Consider the following 18,003-nt stretch of genomic DNA (forward strand, 5'->3'; position numbering starts at 1 on the left):
CGTGCGCGCACTGCCCTCAGTCGTCACTCTTCCTCTCAGGAGTCCCCTGATGGACACCCCTCTCTCCACCATCGCCGTCGTCGGCCTCGGCACCATGGGCACCGGAATCGCCGATGTCCTGGTCCGCGCCGGCCGCGAGGTCATCGGCATCGACATCAGCGACACCGCCGCCGCCCAGGCCGTCGCCGCCCTGGAGGCCTCCACCGCCCGCGCGGTGGCCCGCGAGCGGATCACCGAGGAGGAGCGGCAGGACGTCCTGGCCCGCTTCCGTACCTTCTCCGACCTCCAGGCGGCCGCCGAGGCCGACCTCGTGATCGAGGTCGTTCCCGAGTCGTACGAGGCGAAGCAGGAGGTGTTCCGGGCGCTCGACGGCGTCGTCCGGCCCGGCACGATCATCGCCACCGGCACGAACGCGCTCTCCGTCACCCGGCTCGCCGCCGATTCGGCCCACCCGGAGCGCGTCCTCGGTCTGCACTTCTTCACCCCGGTCCAGGCCATGAAGCTGGTCGAGGTGGTCTCGTCCGTGCTGACCGACCCGCGGGCCGTCGAGGCGGTCACGCGGCTCGCCCTCGACCTCGGCAAGGAGCCGGTGGCGGTCGGCGACCGGGCCGGGTTCATCGCGGACGGGCTGCTCTTCGGCTACCTGAACCAGGCCGCCGCCATGTACGAGGCCAAGTACGCCTCCCGCGAGGACATCGACGCGGCCATGAAGCTCGGCTGCGGCCTGCCGATGGGCCCGCTGGCCCTGCTCGACCTGATCGGCGTCGACACGGCCCGTACGGTCCTGGAGGCCATGTACGCGGACTCCCACGACCGGCTGCACGCCCCGGCCCCGATCCTCAAGCAGCTCAGCGAGGCGGGACTGACCGGGCGCAAGTCGGGCCGCGGCTTCTACACGTACGCGGCGCCGGGCTCCGGCGAGGTGGTGCGGGACGCGCTGACCCCGCTGGGCTCCGCCGAGGCCTCCGCGGGCCGCGAGGTCCGCTCCGTCGGTGTCGCCGGCTCGGGCACCATGGCCTCCGGCATCGCCGAGGTCTTCGCGAAGGCCGGCTACCGGGTCGTCCTGGCCGCCCGCTCGCAGGAGAAGGCGGACACCGCGAAGGCCCGGATCGCCAAGTCGCTGGCCCGGTCGGTCGACAAGGGCCGCATGACGGGCGAGGCGCGGGACGCCACGCTGGCCCTGATCACCGCGGCGGGCACGCTGGACGCCTTCGCCGACGTCGACCTGGCCCTGGAGGCGGTCGCCGAGGACCTGGAGGTCAAGCAGGAGCTGTTCGCGCGGCTCGACAAGATCTGCAAGCCGGGCGCGGTGCTGGCCACCACGACGTCCTCGCTGCCGGTCGTGGCCTGCGCCCGCGCGACCTCGCGCCCGCAGGACGTCATCGGGATGCACTTCTTCAACCCGGCGCCGGCCATGAAGCTGGTCGAGATCGTCCGCACCGTGCTGACCGGCGACGACGTCCACGCGACGGTCCGCGAGGTCACCACGAAGATCCGCAAGCACCCGGTGGACTGCGGCGACCGGGCCGGCTTCATCGTGAACGCGCTGCTCTTCCCGTACCTGAACAACGCGATCAAGATGGTCCAGGAGCACTACGCGACGCTGGACGACATCGACGCCGCGATGAAGCTGGGCGGCGGCTACCCGATGGGGCCGTTCGAACTGCTCGACGTGGTCGGCCTGGACGTGTCGCTCGCGATCGAGCAGGTGCTGCACCGCGAGTTCCGCGACCCGGGCCTGGCCCCGGCACCCCTCCTGGAGCACCTCGTGGCGGCGGGCTGCCTGGGCCGCAAGACGGGGCGCGGCTTCCGCGAATATGCCCGACGCTGAGCCGGGAGCAGCCGGCTGGGGCGGTCTGCTGAGCCCTCCGGGCACCGTCGGTGTCCCGGGGGGCTCCCCGCCCCCACCTGGGCACACTCCCCCTCCGATGCAGTACGTTCGGACCATGCCCAAGGCCGCGAAGACACCCCGTGCCACGTCCCCGTCCGACGCTCCGGAGAGCGCGGCGGGCACTCGTGCCGCCGCGCAGCGGCTCAAGATGCGCCGGGAACTCGCCACGGCCGCGATGGAGCTCTTCGCGAGCAAGGGGTACGAGGCCACGACGGTCGACGAGATCGCGGCCCGGGCCGGGGTCGCGCGGCGGACCTTCTTCCGGCACTTCCGCTCCAAGGAAGAGGCGATCTTCCCCGATCACGACGACACCCTGGTGCGCGCGGAGGCCGTGCTGAACGCGGCCCCGCCGCACGAGCACCCGCTCGACACGGTGTGCCGGGGCATCAAGGAGGTCATGAAGATGTACGCGGGGTCGCCCGCGGTCTCCGTGGAGCGCTACCGGCTCACGCGCGAGGTGCCGACCCTGCGGGAGCGGGAGATCGCCTCGGTGGCCCGCTACGAGCGGCTGTTCACCCGCTATCTCCTGGGCCACTTCGACGAGCGCGACCACCACGACGGCAACGACGACCCGCTGCTCGCCGAGGTCGCGGCCTCCGCGGTCGTCACGGCCCACAACCACGTCCTGCGCCGCTGGCTGCGGGCGGGCGGGCGCGGCGACGTGGAGAGCCAGCTGGACCACGCCTTCGCGATCGTCCGGGAGACCTTCGGCTCGGGCATAGGCGCGGGCCGACCGGCCCCCTCCTCCTCGCCCTCCCCCGCGACCCCGGAGCCGGCGCAGCCGGCCGCCCGGGCCTCGACCACGGGCGACGTGGTGGTCGCCGTGGCCAGGACGGACGCTCCGCTCGACGAGGTCATGCGCACGATCCAGCAGGCCCTGACGAAGGGCTGACCCGACCGGACGCGCCGCGCCGCCCCTTCCCGCGAGCCCCTGCGCGCCGCCACGGGGACGCAGGAGGCGTCCTCCCGCCCTCCGCGTGAGCGCGCATCCCCCTACTTCAAGGCGAAGGCCGCCCCCTCTCCGGGGCGGCCTTCGCCCGTTTTGACCTGCGATTCGATCGATCATCGCTCACATGTGACCGGCAGATTGCATATGAGTGAAATTGTTGGCACCCAGTGCCTTGTCACGTGACACGGCGTGCCATACGTTGAGGGTGTCCGGGCGGTCGGCGCGCAGAGGTCTCCTCGTGCGCCGGCTGTCCCCACAAGCGATCGTGATTGTGCGCCCGGACGCCTGCGTCACAGGCACCCACCGCGCCCACCCGGCGCAGCCGCACCACCCCCGCCGAACCGACGGCACACCTCCACAGCAGCAGCCCCAGACGTAACCCCCAGCGCGTTCCCCCTCAGGACGCCGCACCGCCGGAGGCAACCCCGTGAAGGACATCCTGGACGCGATCCAGTCCTCGGACTCCACGTCCGCCGACTTCGCGAACATCCCGCTCCCCGAGTCGTACCGCGCCATCACCGTCCACAAGGACGAGGCGGAGATGTTCGCCGGGCTCGCCAGCCGCGACAAGGACCCGCGCAAGTCGCTGCACCTCGACAACGTGCCGCTGCCCGAGCTCGGCCCGGGCGAGGCCCTGGTCGCCGTCATGGCCAGCTCCGTGAACTACAACTCGGTCTGGACCTCGATCTTCGAGCCGGTCTCCACCTTCGGCTTCCTGGAGCGCTACGGCCGGCTCAGCGACCTCAGCAAGCGCCACGACCTGCCGTACCACGTCATCGGCTCCGACCTCGCGGGCGTCGTGCTCCGCACCGGCCCCGGCGTGAACTCGTGGAAGCCCGGCGACGAGGTCGTCGCCCACTGCCTCTCGGTCGAGCTGGAGTCCTCGGACGGCCACAACGACACGATGCTCGACCCCGAGCAGCGCATCTGGGGCTTCGAGACCAACTTCGGCGGCCTGGCGGAGATCGCGCTCGTCAAGTCGAACCAGCTCATGCCGAAGCCCGACCACCTGAGCTGGGAGGAGGCGGCCTCCCCGGGCCTCGTCAACTCCACCGCCTACCGCCAGCTGGTCTCCCGCAACGGCGCCGGCATGAAGCAGGGCGACAACGTCCTCATCTGGGGCGCGAGCGGCGGCCTCGGCTCCTACGCCACCCAGTTCGCCCTGGCCGGCGGCGCCAACCCGATCTGTGTCGTCTCCTCCCCCGAGAAGGCCGACATCTGCCGGGCCATGGGCGCCGACGCGGTCATCGACCGCAACGCCGAGGGCTACAAGTTCTGGAAGGACGAGCAGACCCAGGACCCCAAGGAGTGGAAGCGCTTCGGCAAGCGCATCCGCGAGCTCACCGGCGGCGAGGACATCGACATCGTCTTCGAGCACCCCGGCCGCGAGACCTTCGGCGCCAGCGTCTACGTCACCCGCAAGGGCGGCACCATCACCACCTGCGCCTCCACCTCGGGCTACATGCACGAGTACGACAACCGCTACCTGTGGATGTCCCTCAAGCGCATCATCGGCTCCCACTTCGCCAACTACCGCGAGGCCTGGGAGGCCAACCGCCTCATCGCCAAGGGCAAGATCCACCCCACCCTGTCGAAGGTCTACTCCCTGGAGGAGACCGGCCAGGCCGCCTACGACGTCCACCGCAACCTGCACCAGGGCAAGGTCGGCGTCCTCGCGCTCGCTCCCGAGGAGGGCCTCGGCGTCCGCAACCCGGAGCTGCGCGCCCAGCACATCGACGCCATCAACCGCTTCCGCAACATCTGAACCCGGGACGACAGATGACTGAGCGCCAGAAGGACCGGCCGTGGCTCATGCGGACGTACGCCGGTCACTCGACCGCCGAGGCGTCCAACGAGCTGTACCGGCGCAACCTCGCCAAGGGTCAGACCGGCCTCTCGGTCGCGTTCGACCTGCCGACGCAGACCGGGTACGACCCCGACCACATCCTCGCCCGCGGCGAGGTCGGCCGGGTCGGCGTCCCCGTCTCGCACCTCGGCGACATGCGCCGACTGTTCCAGGACATCCCCCTGGACCGGATGAACACCTCGATGACCATCAACGCCACGGCGATGTGGCTCCTGGCGCTCTACCAGGTGGTCGCCGAGGAGCAGGGCGCGGACGTCACCCGGCTCCAGGGCACCACCCAGAACGACATCGTGAAGGAGTACCTGTCGCGCGGGACGCACGTCTTCCCGCCCGGCCCCTCCCTCCGCCTCACGACGGACATGATCACCTACACGGTGAACAACATCCCGAAGTGGAACCCGATCAACATCTGCAGCTACCACCTGCAGGAGGCCGGGGCCACCCCGGTCCAGGAGATCTCGTACGCGATGTCCACCGCGATCGCCGTGCTCGACGCGGTGTTCGCCTCGGGCCAGGTCCCCGAGGACCGCAGGGGCGAGGTCGTCGCCCGCATCTCCTTCTTCGTGAACGCGGGCGTCCGCTTCATCGAGGAGATGTGCAAGATGCGGGCCTTCGGCCGCATCTGGGACCGGATCACCCGCGAGCGGTACGGCATCGAGAACGAGAAGCAGCGCCGGTTCCGCTACGGCGTACAGGTCAACTCGCTCGGCCTCACCGAGGCCCAGCCGGAGAACAACGTCCAGCGGATCGTCCTGGAGATGCTGGCCGTCACCCTCTCCAAGGACGCCCGCGCCCGCGCCGTGCAGCTGCCCGCCTGGAACGAGGCCCTCGGCCTGCCCCGGCCGTGGGACCAGCAGTGGTCGCTCCGCATCCAGCAGGTGCTCGCCCACGAGTCCGACCTGCTGGAGTACGAGGACATCTTCGCCGGTTCGCACGTCATCGAGGCCAAGGTCGACTCGCTCGTCGAGGAGTGCCTGGCCGAGATCGCGCGGATCCAGGAGATGGGCGGCGCGATGGCCGCCGTCGAGTCCGGCTACCTCAAGTCGCAGCTCGTCTCCTCGCACGCCGAGCGGCGCGCCCGGATCGAGGCCGGCGACGAGAAGATCATCGGCGTCAACATCTTCGAGGCGACCGAGGAGAACCCCCTCACCGCCGATCTGGACACCGCCATCATGACGGTGGACCCGGCGAACGAGGCGCGCGTGGTCGACGCCCTCCACGAGTGGCGCGACAACCGCGACGAGACCCGCGCCCAGGAATCCCTGGCGACGCTGAAGGCGACGGCTGCCGGTGACGGCAACCTCTTCGCCGCCACCCTGGAGTGCGCGCGTGCGGGCGTCACGACCGGGGAGTGGTCCTGGGCGCTGCGGGACGTCTTCGGCGAGTTCCGCGCCCCCACGGGCGTGTCCTCGGCTCCGGTCGCGGTCACGGCCGAGGCGGGCACCCCGCTTGCCCTGGTGCGGGACAAGGTGGCGCGGACCGCCGAGGAGATGGGCGTCGGGCGGCTCCGGCTGCTCGTCGGGAAGCCGGGCCTGGACGGCCACTCCAACGGGGCCGAGCAGATCGCCGTACGCGCGCGTGACGCCGGTTTCGAGGTGGTCTACCAGGGCATCCGGCTGACGCCCGAGCAGATCGTGAGCGCGGCCCTCGCGGAGGACGTGCACTGCGTGGGCCTGTCGATCCTCTCCGGCTCGCACGCCGAGCTGGTGCCGGACGTGCTCGACCGCCTGCGCGAGGCGGGCGCGAGCGACGTGCCCGTCATCGTCGGCGGGATCATCCCGAACGCCGACGCCGCAGAACTGAAGCGTGCGGGTGTGGCCGCCGTCTTCACGCCGAAGGACTTCGGCATCACGGAGATCATCGGACGTATCGTCGACGAGATCCGGACAGCGAACAAGCTCGATCCCCTGGAGGTCCCCGCATGACCAGCCCCGCGTCCCCCGTGAACCGGCTGCGCCCCCGCCGCTCCTGTCTGGCGGTCCCCGGTTCCAACCCGCGCTTCCTGGAGAAGGCCCAGGGCCTCGCGGCCGACCAGGTCTTCCTGGACCTGGAGGACGCGTGCGCCCCGCTGGCCAAGCCCGAGGCCCGGCACACCATCGTGAAGTTCCTGAACGAGGGCGACTGGACCGGCAAGACCCGCGTCGTCCGCGTCAACGACTGGACGACCCACTGGACCTACCGCGACGTCGTCACGGTCGTCGAGGGCGCCGGCCAGAACCTCGACTGCATCATGCTGCCGAAGGTCCAGGACGCCCAGCAGATCGTGGCGCTCGACCTGCTGCTGACGCAGATCGAGAAGACGATGGGCTTCGAGGTCGGCAAGATCGGCATCGAGGCGCAGATCGAGAACGCGCAGGGCCTGACCAACGTCAACGCGATCGCGCAGGCCTCCCAGCGCGTCGAGACGATCATCTTCGGCCCGGCCGACTTCATGGCCTCCATCAACATGAAGTCGCTGGTCGTGGGCGAGCAGCCGCCCGGCTACCCGGCGGACGCGTACCACCACATCCTGATGAGCATCCTGATGGCCGCCCGCGCCAACAACCTCCAGGCCATCGACGGCCCGTACCTCCAGATCCGCAACCAGGAGGGCTACAAGGCCGTCGCGCAGCGCGCCGCCGCCCTCGGGTTCGACGGCAAGTGGGTGCTGCACCCGGACCAGGTCGCCGCCGCGAACGAGATCTTCTCGCCCTCGCAGGAGGACTACGACCACGCCGAGCTGATCCTCGACGCCTACGACTACTACACGTCCGAGGCCGGCGGGAAGAAGGGCTCCGCGATGCTCGGCGACGAGATGATCGACGAGGCCTCCCGCAAGATGGCCCTGGTCATCTCCGGCAAGGGCCGCGCCGCCGGCATGCAGCGCACCGGCAAGTTCGAGATCCCGGAGGCCTGATCCCATGCAGTTCGGCCGCACCTACGAAGAGTTCGAAGTCGGTGCCGTGTACAAGCACTGGCCCGGGAAGACGGTCACCGAGTACGACGACCACCTCTTCTGCCTGCTGACGATGAACCACCATCCACTGCACATGGATGTGAACTACGCCGAGAACACGACGGACTTCGGCAAGAACGTCGTCGTGGGCAACTACATCTACTCGCTGCTGCTGGGCATGTCCGTGCCGGACGTCTCCGGCAAGGCCATCGCCAACCTGGAGATCGAGTCGCTGCGGCACGTGGCGCCGACCTTCCACGGCGACACGATCTACGGCGAGACCACGGTCCTCGACAAGACCCCGTCGAGGTCGAAGAACGACCGCGGCATCGTCTACGTCGAGACCAAGGGCTACAAGCAGGACGGCACCCTCGTGTGCGTCTTCCGCCGCAAGGTGATGGTCCCCACCGAGACGTACATCAAGGAGCGCGGCGGCGAGCAGCCCGGCCGCCCCCAGCTGATCGAGCCCGCCGAGAAGACGGAGAAGTAGCCATGGCCCGACTCGCCCAGACCGCCGGGCTCACGGACGTCCAGCAGGAGATCCTGAAGACCGTCCGGGAGTTCGTCGACAAGGAGATCATCCCGGTCGCGACCGAGCTGGAGCACCGCGACGAGTACCCCCAGCAGATCGTCGACGGGCTCAAGGAGCTCGGCCTCTTCGGTCTGATGATCCCCGAGGAGTACGGGGGCCTGGGTGAGTCGCTCCTCACCTACGCGCTGTGCGTGGAGGAGATCGCGCGTGGCTGGATGTCGGTCTCCGGCATCATCAACACGCACTTCATCGTGGCGTACATGCTGAAGCAGCACGGCACGCAGGAGCAGAAGGACTACTTCCTCCCGCGGATGGCGGCCGGCGAGACGCGCGGCGCGTTCTCGATGTCGGAGCCGGCTCTCGGCTCGGACGTGTCGGCCATCACGTCGAAGGCGGTGAAGGACGGCGACGAGTACGTCCTGAACGGCCAGAAGATGTGGCTGACCAACGGCGGCACGTCCACGCTGGTCGCCGTTCTCGTCCGAAGTGACGAAGGACACCCGGAGGGCACCGCCCCCCACAAGTCGATGACGACCTTCCTCGTCGAGAAGGAGCCCGGCTTCGGAGAGGTCCGCCCCGGCCTCACCATCCCCGGGAAGATCGACAAGATGGGTTACAAGGGCGTCGACACGACCGAACTCATCATGGACGGACTGCGCATTCCGGCCAATCGGGTCCTCGGCGGCGTCACGGGCCGAGGGTTTTACCAAATGATGGACGGCGTCGAGGTCGGCCGCGTCAACGTGGCGGCCCGTGGTTGCGGCGTCGCTCAGCGTGCTTTCGAACTCGGTGTCTCGTATGCCCAGCAACGTCACACTTTCGGCAAGGCGATCGCCCAGCACCAGGCGATTCAGTTCAAGCTGGCCGAGATGGCTACCAAGGTCGAGGCCGCTCATGCGATGATGGTGAACGCAGCGCGCAAAAAGGACTCCGGGGAACGAAACGACCTCGAAGCAGGGATGGCGAAGTACCTCGCCTCCGAGTACTGCAAGGAGGTCGTCGAGGATGCCTTCCGCATTCACGGCGGGTACGGGTTCTCCAAGGAGTACGAGATCGAGCGCCTTTACCGGGAGGCGCCGATGCTGCTCATCGGTGAAGGTACCGCCGAGATCCAGAAAATGATCATTGGTCGCCGGCTGCTCGAGGAGTACCGGTTCCAGGGTTGATTGTCGGATTTGGGTCGATTCGGCCGCGAAGAAGATCACACCCTGTGTTCGTCTTCCGGCCGTCGACTCGGTTCCTGGCTTACCCAGTTGCGCCCCGCAACCGATAGCATCGAGGGAAAGCCGCCGTCCCCCGTTGCCAGTGCGGCATCATCCGCTACGAAGGTCATCCATGCCCCACAGCCAAACCTCTGCACACCGCGACAGCCTCCAGGGCGTACGCCTCGCGCGCGGAGCATCGCCGTGGCTTCTGCCGACCGTCGCCACCGCGGCGCTCAGCCTCGTGCGCGCGCGCAAGTCGAGGCGGGCCGCGGCCATCGCCGTGCCGACCACCGCGCTCGCGGCCGGCATGCTGTGGTTCTTCCGCGACCCCGAGCGCGAGATCGCTCAGGGCCGGGTCATCTCCCCCGCCGACGGTGTGGTGCAGAGCATCATGCCGTGGAAGGACGGGCGCACCCGGGTCGCCATCTTCATGAGCCCGCTGAACGTCCACGTCAACCGCGCGCCGCTGGCCGGCACCGTGACGTCCGTGGAGCACGTTCCCGGCGGGTTCGTGCCGGCGTTCAACAAGGAGAGCGAGAACAACGAGCGCGTTGTCTGGCACTTCGACACCGAGCTCGGCGACATCGAGATGGTCCAGATCGCGGGCGCCGTCGCCCGGCGCATCGTGCCCTACATTCCGCAGGGGACGAAGGTCGAGCAGGGTGACCGCATCGGTCTGATCCGCTTCGGCTCGCGCGTCGACATCTACCTCCCCGAGGGTGTCGAGGTCGCCGTCGAGGTCGGCCAGGCCACCACAGCGGGGGTGACTCGCATTGACCGTGATTGATCCCGACACACGGGCCGGGGACTGGGTCGCCGGCGCCGACACGGAAGCGGCCGAAGAGGCCGAGGAGATGCCGCTGTCGCTGAGGCTGTCCATAGCGGACGCCCTCACGCTCGGTAACGCCACGTGCGGATTCATGGCGGTGTACTTCACCACCACGGGCATCCTCATCCCGCACCTGACGGGCAGCACGGAGACCGGCATGGCGCGCAACAGCGCCGCCACCGCCGTCATCCTGATGCTCGCCGCGGCGATCTTCGACCTGTTCGACGGGATCGTGGCGCGCAAGCTCCGCTCGTCCCCGATGGGCGCCGAGCTCGACAACCTCTCGGACCTGATCAGCTTCGGTCTGGCACCGGCCTACTTCGTACTCGTGTACGGCATGGTCACGCCGGGCGCGCAGCAGAAGGTCTCGGCGGTTGCCGCGATCGTGGTGCTGCTCGCGGTGGTGCTGCGGCTGGCCAGGTTCTCCTGCGTGACCATGAAGGACGGCATGTTCCAGGGCATGCCGAGCCCCTTCGGCGCGCTGACGGTCGTCTCGATCGTGCTGCTGGAGCTGCCGTTCATCCCGACGCTCCTGGCGATCATCGGTGTCGCCTGGCTGATGGTGAGCCGGGTCGAGTACCCGAAGCCGCGGGGCGTCCTCGCGGTGGCGATGCTCAGCTGGATCGTCGGCGCGATGGGCATGCTGGCGGCCTGGGCCTTCGACGCCCCGGGCGGGCAGTTCCTGCTCCAGACCGGGTGCGCGCTCCAGGTCGTGATGGGCGCCGTGATCCCCCTCTTCGCGACGGCCCGCCGGGTGAACACCTTCCGCGGCAACCGGCGCGAGAGCCGGGAGGCGCGGGCGGCGCAGACGCCGTAGCGCAGGACGAGAACGTCAGGGCCCCGGAGGCGATATCGCCTCCGGGGCCCTTCTCGTGTCCTGCCCGTCAGCCGAGGCGCTTGTAGTACAGCGTGGTGGCGCGCAGGACGCCGGCCGGGTCGGCCGCGTAGTCCGGGACGGTGCCGGCGGCCGTCCAGCCCGTGCCCCGGTAGAGACGCTCGGCGGGACTGCCGGTCTGGGTGTCCAGGACGAGCAGGCCGAGGCCGGTCGCGGCGGCCCGGGCCTCGGCCGCCGCGAGCAGCCGGCGGGCGAGGCCGCGACCCCGGGCCGAGCGGTGCACCAGGAGACGGGCGATCTCACCGCGGTGCCGGCCGTTGGCGGCGCCGGCCCGGACCAGGGTGACGACGCCCGTGAGGCTCCCGTCGGGGCCGTGGGCCGCCCAGACGTCCCGTACGCCCCGGTCGGCCTCCTCTGCGGCTCCGGTCCACCAGGCGGCCGCCTCGTCGGCCGCCAGGGGGCTCAGGAAGCCGACGGAGGCGCCGGAGTCGACGGCGTCGAGGAGGAGGGCGGCGAGGCCGCCCGGGGCGTGGGCGCGGACCGCGTCGGGGGTGAGCAGCTCGATCCGGTCCTCCGAGGCCGGGCTCGGGGCCCGCTCCGGGCGTTCCCGCAGCGGCTTCCGCAGGCAGAGGAGGTCGGGCCGCTCGTCCCAGGAGGCGACGGTCTCGAAGCCGAGGCTGCGGTAGAGGGCCAGCGGCTCCTCCCGCCAGTTCCACACGGTGAGGCGTACGGCGGAGGCGCCGGAGGCCGCCGCCCGGCGCAGCGCCTCGGCCATGAGGGCCCGCGCGAGTCCCTGCCGACGGGCCTCGGGCGCGACCCAGAGCCGTTTGATCTCGGGTGCCCGGTCGCCGTGCGCGGCCTTGAGGACGACGCAGGCGGCCGGGAGGTCGTGGCCGGGCGGGGTGGCGAGCAGGACCGTGTCGGCCGTGAAGGCGGCGGCCGGGTCGTCGACCTCGCCGCGGTATACGTCCGGGAGCCCGGCGACGGCCGCCACGGGCGTGCCCTTCTCGGCCTGGTTGGCCAGGTGGTAGGCCCCCAGCAGGTCGGGGAGACGCGGGTGGGAGCGGTTCTCCACGATCGATGCGTTCATGGGACCGAGCTTCACACCGCGTTGTTTCGTCCGTGTGACGCCCCGGGACGACCCCCTAGGCTGTCGATCATGCGTGTACTCGTCGCGGGCGCCACGGGCGCCGTGGGTCGTCAGATGGTGCCGCTCCTGGAGGGGGCCGGGCACGAGGTCGTGGGGATCTCGCGGCGGGGGCCGCGTCCCGTGGACGTGCTGGACGCCGGGGCCGTGCGCCGGGCGGTGGCCGAGGCCGCGCCGGACGCGGTGGTCCACCAGCTGACGGACCTCGGGGCGGCGGACGGCGCCGCGAACAACCGGATCAGGACCGACGGCACGCGGAACCTGGTGGACGCGGCCCGCGCGGCCGGGGTGCGGCGGATCGTCGCGCAGTCCATCAGCTGGGCGTACGCCCCCGGGGAGGGTCCCGCGGACGAGTCCGTGCCGCTCGATCCGACCCGGGAGGAGCCCAGGTCCCGGATCGTCGCGGGGGTGCGGGCCCTGGAGTCCGCGGTGACCGAGCTGCCGGAGGCCGTGGTCCTGCGGTACGGCGTCCTGTACGGCCCCGGCACCTGGTACGCCCCCGGGGGCGCCGTGGCCGCGGCGCTCGCCGGGGACCCGGCGGCCCGGTTCCTCGGGAGCCTGGCGGCCGACGACGCGGTGAGCTCCTTCGTGCACGTCTCCGATGCCGCCGAGGCGGCCGTACGGGCTCTCGCGTGGCCCCCGGGCGCGTACAACGTGGTCGACGACGAGCCCGCGCCCGGCCGTACCTGGCTGCCGGTCCTCGCGGACGCCCTGGGCGTCCCGGCCCCGGCGCGGGGAACGGGCGGGGCGCCCTGGGCCCGGGGCGCGGTGAACGACCGGGCCAGGGCCCTGGGCTGGGCCCCGGCCCGCCCGTCCTGGCGGACGGGCTTCGGGGGCCGGGGGCCGGGGACGGTCGGTCAGGGGGTGTAGGCCTTCGCGGCGTCCGCGACGAAGGGCTGCCGGACCGTGCGCATGCCGCCGGGGACCTTCTTGTCGGGCTGGATGATGACGGACTCGCGCGACGACGGGGCCTTGGGGTCGCCGAGGTCGTGGCTCATCCCGAAGCCGGCGTCGTAGGACCTCAGGGTCAGGAGCGCCTTGTCGACCCCCTCGCGGGTGAGGTCCTTGCTCGCGCAGGCCTTCTTCAGTGCCTCGCCGAAGACGCTCGCCGCGGTCCAGCCGGCGACGATGCCGTTGTCGAGGGAGTCGCTCGGGTAGGCGGCCCGGTAGTCCGCGACGAGCTTGCGGGCCGTCGGGGTGTCGGCGCCGATGGGCAGGCTCGGGGAGGCGAACCAGTACATCTTCTCCAGGGCGGGTCCGGCCTGGGTGCCGAGGAGCTGCGGTGCGAAGGCGGAGTTGTTGCCGACGACGGGGACCTTCAGGCCGGTGGCGGCGGCGACGCCGACGAGGGAGGCGGCCTGACGGGGGCCGGCGCTGATGACGACCGCCTTGACCCCGGCCTGCTTGAGCGCCGCGACCTGCGCCGACATGTCGTTGTCGGTGGGCTTGATCTTCTGCTCGACGACGGTCAGGCCGGCCTTCTCCGCCGCGTACTTCGAGCCCTTGAGCGCGTTCTCGCCGTAGTCGCCCTCGAAGTAGACGTGGCCGAGCCGGTCGCCCGGCTTCAGGCCCTTCTCCGTGAGGAGGAAGTCGACGGCGTTGATGGTCTCGACGTCGTAGGTGGCGCCCAGGACGCGGATGTACGGGGAGCCGAGCAGGGAGGCCGACCAGGCCTGCGGGAGGACGAGGCCCTTGTCCTTGACGTCCACCCGGGGCTTGACGGCCGCGACGAAGGGCGAGCCGATGAACTGGGTGTAGCCGACGACCTTCGGCTCCAGCTCGGTGTAGGCGGCGAGCGCCTTCTGCGGGTCGTAGCCGTGGTCGCGGACCGTCAGCTCCAGCTGCCGGCCGCAGATCCCGCCGGCGGCGTTGACCTGCTTCACGTACAGCTGCTGGGCCTGGGTGACGCTCTTGCCGAGGGTGGCGTACACGCCGGTCATGTCGGTGAGGGCGCCGAGCGAGATGGTCGCGTCGGTGACGCCCTCGCCGGTCTTCACTCCCCCGGCCCCGGTCTGCTTGCCGTCGCCGGTCTTCGCCTTGGAGCTGCAACCGGCGGCGGTGAGGGCGACCAGTGCGGCGAGCGCGGCGGCCAGGCCCCGCACGGCCTGTCGTCTGTGGTTCATCGTGCCTCCCCTGAGGGTTCGGTGGTGGTCGGGGTGTTCGTGGGGTTCTTGGGGCTCGTGCCGCCGCGGGATCTCCCCGGTCTGCGGGCGGCCAGCCGGGCCAGGCCTCCGGGCAGGAACAGCACCACCGCGACGACGGCGGCTCCGTACAGGTAGCGCGCGGCCTCCCCCGGTGCGATGCCGCCCGTACCCGGGGCGGAGACCAGCGGGAGCGCGTCGCTGTAGCGGTTGAGGACCTGCGGCAGGAGGGAGACGAAGACGCCGCCGGCGACCGCGCCCGCGACCGAGCCGAGCCCGCCGATGACGATCATGGCGAGGTATTCGAGGGAGAGCGCCATCCCGAAGTACTCCGGGACGGTGCGCTGGAAGACCAGCGCGAGCAGGACGCCGGCGAGACCCGCGTACATGGAGGAGAGGACGAAGACGGCGGCGCGGAGACGGGCCACCGGGATGCCCATGACCCCGGCGGCGATCCGGTGGTCGCGGATGGCGTTCATCGCGCGTCCGGGGCGCCCGCGCAGGACCCCGCGGGCGAAGAGCACCCCGCCGAGGAGCAGCGCGAGCCCCAGGTACCAGAGCTTCTCGACCGCTCCGAACGGCACCTGGGCGACGAGGAGTTCGGTGTCGTCGAAGGTGAGACCGAAGAGCGAGAGCGGCGGGACCGCACGGCCGTTGTAGCCGCCCGTCAGGTCGTGGGCGTTGAAGAGGACGTGCTGGCCGATGAAGATCAGCGCGAGGGTGGCGATGCCGAGGTACGCGCCCCGCAGCCGTCCCGCGATGGGGCTGAACACCCCGCCGGCCAGGCCCGAGAGGGCGACGGCGAGGACCGCGGCGAGCCAGCCGGGCAGGCCGAGGCCGGCCAGCCCGTCGGTGCCGTCCCCGGCGAGGGCGCAGTAGCCGTAGGCCCCCACCGCGAGGAAGAAGGCGTGGCCCATGGAGAGCTGTCCGGTCGCCCCGGTCAGCAGGTTGATGCCGATCGCGCCGATCGCGGCGGCCATCGCGAACAGTCCGGCCTGGAGCCAGAACCGGTCCAGGTAGAAGGGCGGGACGAGGAGGACGAGGCCGGCGGCGGCCCCTCCGTACACCGCGGGGGTTCCGACGCGCGGCGCCCGGCGGGCGAGGGTCTCAGACACGGGCCGGCTCCTTGGTGCCGAAGAGTCCGGCCGGGCGGATCAGGAGCACCGCGACCATGACGAGGTACGGGGCGAGGTCGCCGATCCCGCGGCCCAGGAACGCCAGGTCGCTCTGGTAGCCGGTGGCGAGGGACTCGGTGATGCCGACCAGGAGGCCGCCGACGAGGGCGCCCGTGGTGGAGTCGAGGCCGCCGAGGATGGCGGCCGGGAACGCCTTGAGCGCGGCGAGCGAGGTGGCCCGCTCCAGACCCGGGGTCGGGAAGACGGTGAGGAAGAGCGCGGCGACGGCCGCGAGGCCGCCGGCGACCGCCCAGGCCCCGATCGAGACCCGGCCGAGCCGGATGCCCATGAGGGCGGCGGTCTCCTGGTTCTCGGCGGCGGCCCGCATGGCGACGCCCCAGGCGGTGTAGCGGAAGGCGAGCAGGAAGGCGGTGATGAGGAGGGCCGCGGCGAGCAGCGCGGCGATCCGGGTCTGGGCCACGTTGACCCCGCCGACGGTGACGACGGCGTCCCCCCAGGGATCGCCGAGGGCGAGGATGTCGGTGCCGATGCGCCGGGTCAGCTCGGTGGCGAGGAGGATGTCGACGCCGATGGTGACGATGGCGAGGACGCTGTGGTCGGCTCCGCGGTGGCGGCGCATCACGAGGAACTCGACGGCGGCGCCCACCACGGCCGCGCCGGCGATGCCGGTGAGCAGGGCGGGCCAGAAGCCGATCTCGTCGTGGAGGACGGCGGTGAGATAGCCGCCGGCCAGCAGGAGCGAGGCGTGGGCGAAGTTGACCACCTCGGTGGCCCGGAAGATGATCACGAAACCGAGGGCGATGAGGGCGTAGATCGAGCCCAGTGAGACGCCGTTGATCAGGAACTCGGCGAAGGTGCTCACGCGGCGGACTCCTCTCCGAGGTAGGCGCGGACGACCGCCGGGTCGTTCTGGACGTCGCCGGGGGCGCCGTCGGCGATCCGGCGGCCGAAGTCGAGGACGGTGACGGAGTCGGCGAGCCGCATCACCAGGCCCATGTCGTGTTCGACGAGGAGCACCGAGATGCCCAGGCTGTCCCGGACCCCGGCGATGACGGACGCGGTGCGGCGCCGCTCGTCCGCGGTCATCCCGGCGACGGGCTCGTCGAGGAGGAGCAGCCGGGGCTCCATGCAGAGCGCGCGGGCCAGTTCGGCGAGCTTCTGCTGTCCGTACGGGAGGGAGCCCGCCGGTCGCCCGAGCTGCTGCTCCAGGCCGACGAAGGCGGCGATCTCCCGGACCCGGGCGCGGTGGCGCGCCTCCTCGCGGGCGGCCGAGGGGAGGCGCAGCCCGGCGGCGAGGAATCCGGTGCGGGTCAGCCGGTGGCGGCCGAGCATCAGGCTGTCCTCGACGGTGGCGCGGGGCGGCAGGGCCAGGTTCTGGAAGATCCGGCCGACGCCGAGGCCGGCGATCCGGTGCGGGGGCAGGGCGGTCAGCTCGTGCGCGCCGAGGCGGACGGAGCCCTCGGTGGCGTGGTAGACGCCGGAGAGGACGTTGAAGCAGGTGGACTTGCCCGCGCCGTTGGGGCCGATGAGGGCGTGCACGGTGCCGGGCCGAACGGTGAAGCCGACGGCGTCGAGAGCGGTGAGGCCGGCGAAGCGCACGGTGAGGCCGCGGACTTCGAGGGCCGGGACGCCGGGAGCGGCGGCAGCGGGCGCGGGGGGCTGCGGGGGCGGCGCGGTCATCGGGACTCCTCCCAGCGGGACAGGACCGGGTGCGCGGCCCGGGCGCGGGCCGCGTCGGCGGCGGCGTCCTCGTCGACCACGCCCAGGTAGCGGCGGCGCACCTCGTCGGAGGCGGCGAGTTCGGCGGCCGGGCCGGAGAGGGTGACCTCGCCGACCTCCAGGACGTACGCGCGGGAGGCCAGCCGGAGGGCGAGTGCGGCGTTCTGCTCGACGAGCAGCACGGCCGTTCCCTGGGCGTTGATCTCCCGGACGGCGTCCGCGATCCGGGCCGCCATCAGCGGGGCGAGCCCGAGCGAGGGTTCGTCGAGCAGCAGCAGGCCCGGCGCGGCCATCAGGGCGCGGCCGACGGCCAGCATCTGCTGCTCGCCGCCGGAGAGCAGCCCCGCGGGCTGCCGGGCGCGTTCCGCCAGGACCGGGAAGAGCTCGTGGACCCGGCGGAGGGAGGCCGTCCGCGCCGCCCGTCCGCCGCGGCTGCCGAGCGCCCCGGCGCGCAGGTTGTCCTCGACCGACATGCGGGCGAAGACCTGACGGCCCTCGGGCACCTGGGAGACGCCGGCCGCGACGACGCGGTCGGGCGGCAGGCCGTCGAGCGGCCGGCCGTCGCGGCTCACCGTGCCGGAGACCACGGCGCCGCCGTGGAACCGGAGGGTGCGCGAGACCGCCCGCAGCAGGGTCGACTTGCCGGCTCCGTTGGCTCCGAGAACGGTGACGACCTCGCCCGCGGGCACGGTCAGCGACACCCGTCGCAGCGCGTGCACCGGCCCGTATCCCGCCGTCAGGTCCGTCACCTCGAGGGCGGGTGCGGTACCTCCCATGGTTCCCCTCTTCCGGATTCCCGGCCGTCTCTTGTTACTCG

At 71.5% G+C, this 18,003-nt stretch carries 16 protein-coding genes; 10 read left to right on the plus strand and 6 right to left on the minus strand.

Going from position 1 to position 18,003, the window contains the following annotated elements; translation table 11 throughout:
• The first annotated feature begins 49 nt into the window (after positions 1–49).
• From ACY0MR_RS07695 to pssA, 9 genes are all read left to right on the plus strand, one after another.
• Positions 50–1,831: a 3-hydroxyacyl-CoA dehydrogenase family protein gene (locus ACY0MR_RS07695; protein WP_473559926.1), complete on the plus strand. Its 1,782-nt coding sequence runs from the start codon at positions 50–52 to the stop codon at positions 1,829–1,831.
• A 115-nt stretch (positions 1,832–1,946) separates the two neighbouring features.
• On the plus strand, positions 1,947–2,783 hold the full coding sequence (locus ACY0MR_RS07700) for a TetR family transcriptional regulator (protein ID WP_473559928.1): 837 nt from the start codon (positions 1,947–1,949) through the stop codon (positions 2,781–2,783).
• A gap of 484 nt (positions 2,784–3,267) precedes the next feature.
• On the plus strand, positions 3,268–4,605 hold the full coding sequence (gene ccrA / locus ACY0MR_RS07705; protein WP_231070963.1) for a crotonyl-CoA carboxylase/reductase: 1,338 nt from the start codon (positions 3,268–3,270) through the stop codon (positions 4,603–4,605).
• 14 nt (positions 4,606–4,619) lie between these two features.
• Positions 4,620–6,632 (plus strand): protein meaA, encoded by a 2,013-nt coding sequence (locus ACY0MR_RS07710; RefSeq protein WP_361849642.1) that lies wholly within the window; start codon positions 4,620–4,622, stop codon positions 6,630–6,632.
• Positions 6,629–7,603 carry an HpcH/HpaI aldolase/citrate lyase family protein gene (locus tag ACY0MR_RS07715; RefSeq protein ID WP_030218356.1) on the plus strand — a complete coding sequence of 325 codons (975 nt, stop codon included), beginning with the start codon at positions 6,629–6,631 and terminating at the stop codon, positions 7,601–7,603. Before ACY0MR_RS07710 ends, ACY0MR_RS07715 begins: the two co-directional genes overlap by 4 nt.
• A gap of 4 nt (positions 7,604–7,607) precedes the next feature.
• A complete protein-coding gene (locus ACY0MR_RS07720; protein WP_388796023.1) occupies positions 7,608–8,132 on the plus strand; it encodes a MaoC family dehydratase in 525 nt (174 codons plus the stop codon).
• A gap of 2 nt (positions 8,133–8,134) precedes the next feature.
• Positions 8,135–9,340: an acyl-CoA dehydrogenase family protein gene (locus ACY0MR_RS07725; RefSeq protein ID WP_361849648.1), complete on the plus strand. Its 1,206-nt coding sequence runs from the start codon at positions 8,135–8,137 to the stop codon at positions 9,338–9,340.
• A gap of 169 nt (positions 9,341–9,509) precedes the next feature.
• Complete coding sequence (locus ACY0MR_RS07730; RefSeq protein ID WP_361849650.1) at positions 9,510–10,166, plus strand: phosphatidylserine decarboxylase; 657 nt, start codon at positions 9,510–9,512, stop codon at positions 10,164–10,166.
• Entirely contained in the window at positions 10,159–11,025 is an 867-nt protein-coding gene (pssA, locus tag ACY0MR_RS07735; RefSeq protein WP_388796267.1) for a CDP-diacylglycerol--serine O-phosphatidyltransferase, read from the plus strand. Before ACY0MR_RS07730 ends, pssA begins: the two co-directional genes overlap by 8 nt.
• Before the next feature lie 67 nt (positions 11,026–11,092).
• On the opposite strand, the gene ACY0MR_RS07740 is transcribed toward pssA, so the two are convergent.
• Entirely contained in the window at positions 11,093–12,133 is a 1,041-nt protein-coding gene (locus ACY0MR_RS07740) for a GNAT family N-acetyltransferase (protein WP_403313868.1), read from the minus strand.
• Positions 12,134–12,202: 69 nt separating this feature from the next.
• Between ACY0MR_RS07740 and ACY0MR_RS07745 the strand changes: the two genes are divergently transcribed.
• Complete coding sequence (locus tag ACY0MR_RS07745) at positions 12,203–13,060, plus strand: NAD-dependent epimerase/dehydratase family protein (RefSeq protein WP_473559933.1); 858 nt, start codon at positions 12,203–12,205, stop codon at positions 13,058–13,060.
• On the opposite strand, the gene ACY0MR_RS07750 is transcribed toward ACY0MR_RS07745, so the two are convergent.
• Genes ACY0MR_RS07750 through ACY0MR_RS07770 form a run of 5 tightly spaced genes read right to left on the minus strand, consistent with a single transcriptional unit; the run spans position 13,048 to position 17,962 of the window.
• The gene (locus ACY0MR_RS07750) at positions 13,048–14,313 is read right to left on the minus strand and encodes an ABC transporter substrate-binding protein (RefSeq protein ID WP_392864088.1); all 1,266 of its coding nucleotides are present in this window, start codon (positions 14,311–14,313) and stop codon (positions 13,048–13,050) included. The genes ACY0MR_RS07745 and ACY0MR_RS07750 overlap by 13 nt on opposite strands.
• Positions 14,310–15,446, minus strand: coding sequence for a branched-chain amino acid ABC transporter permease (locus ACY0MR_RS07755; protein ID WP_473559935.1), 1,137 nt, complete (start codon positions 15,444–15,446; stop codon positions 14,310–14,312). Before ACY0MR_RS07755 ends, ACY0MR_RS07750 begins: the two co-directional genes overlap by 4 nt.
• Entirely contained in the window at positions 15,439–16,329 is an 891-nt protein-coding gene (locus ACY0MR_RS07760) for a branched-chain amino acid ABC transporter permease (protein ID WP_473559937.1), read from the minus strand. Before ACY0MR_RS07760 ends, ACY0MR_RS07755 begins: the two co-directional genes overlap by 8 nt.
• Positions 16,326–17,147, minus strand: a complete 822-nt coding sequence (locus ACY0MR_RS07765; protein WP_473559939.1) for an ABC transporter ATP-binding protein — start codon at positions 17,145–17,147, stop codon at positions 16,326–16,328. Before ACY0MR_RS07765 ends, ACY0MR_RS07760 begins: the two co-directional genes overlap by 4 nt.
• On the minus strand, positions 17,144–17,962 hold the full coding sequence (locus tag ACY0MR_RS07770) for an ABC transporter ATP-binding protein (protein ID WP_388796042.1): 819 nt from the start codon (positions 17,960–17,962) through the stop codon (positions 17,144–17,146). Before ACY0MR_RS07770 ends, ACY0MR_RS07765 begins: the two co-directional genes overlap by 4 nt.
• Positions 17,963–18,003: the final 41 nt, after the last annotated feature.

The organism is Streptomyces sp. JN8, from assembly GCF_055808075.1.

Excerpts from the sequence above, each read along its gene's own strand:
- ACY0MR_RS07725 (WP_361849648.1), top strand. The coding sequence starts at position 8,135 with ATGGCCCGACTCGCCCAGACCGCCGGGCTCACGGACGTCCAGCAGGAG.
- ACY0MR_RS07745 (WP_473559933.1), top strand. The coding sequence starts at position 12,203 with ATGCGTGTACTCGTCGCGGGCGCCACGGGCGCCGTGGGTCGTCAGATG.
- ACY0MR_RS07740 (WP_403313868.1), bottom strand. The coding sequence starts at position 12,133 with ATGAACGCATCGATCGTGGAGAACCGCTCCCACCCGCGTCTCCCCGAC.
- ACY0MR_RS07730 (WP_361849650.1), top strand. The coding sequence starts at position 9,510 with ATGCCCCACAGCCAAACCTCTGCACACCGCGACAGCCTCCAGGGCGTA.
- ACY0MR_RS07750 (WP_392864088.1), bottom strand. The coding sequence starts at position 14,313 with ATGAACCACAGACGACAGGCCGTGCGGGGCCTGGCCGCCGCGCTCGCC.
- ACY0MR_RS07710 (WP_361849642.1), top strand. The coding sequence starts at position 4,620 with ATGACTGAGCGCCAGAAGGACCGGCCGTGGCTCATGCGGACGTACGCC.
- ACY0MR_RS07700 (WP_473559928.1), top strand. The coding sequence starts at position 1,947 with ATGCCCAAGGCCGCGAAGACACCCCGTGCCACGTCCCCGTCCGACGCT.
- ACY0MR_RS07770 (WP_388796042.1), bottom strand. The coding sequence starts at position 17,962 with ATGGGAGGTACCGCACCCGCCCTCGAGGTGACGGACCTGACGGCGGGA.
- ACY0MR_RS07765 (WP_473559939.1), bottom strand. The coding sequence starts at position 17,147 with ATGACCGCGCCGCCCCCGCAGCCCCCCGCGCCCGCTGCCGCCGCTCCC.
- ACY0MR_RS07715 (WP_030218356.1), top strand. The coding sequence starts at position 6,629 with ATGACCAGCCCCGCGTCCCCCGTGAACCGGCTGCGCCCCCGCCGCTCC.
- ACY0MR_RS07695 (WP_473559926.1), top strand. The coding sequence starts at position 50 with ATGGACACCCCTCTCTCCACCATCGCCGTCGTCGGCCTCGGCACCATG.
- ACY0MR_RS07720 (WP_388796023.1), top strand. The coding sequence starts at position 7,608 with ATGCAGTTCGGCCGCACCTACGAAGAGTTCGAAGTCGGTGCCGTGTAC.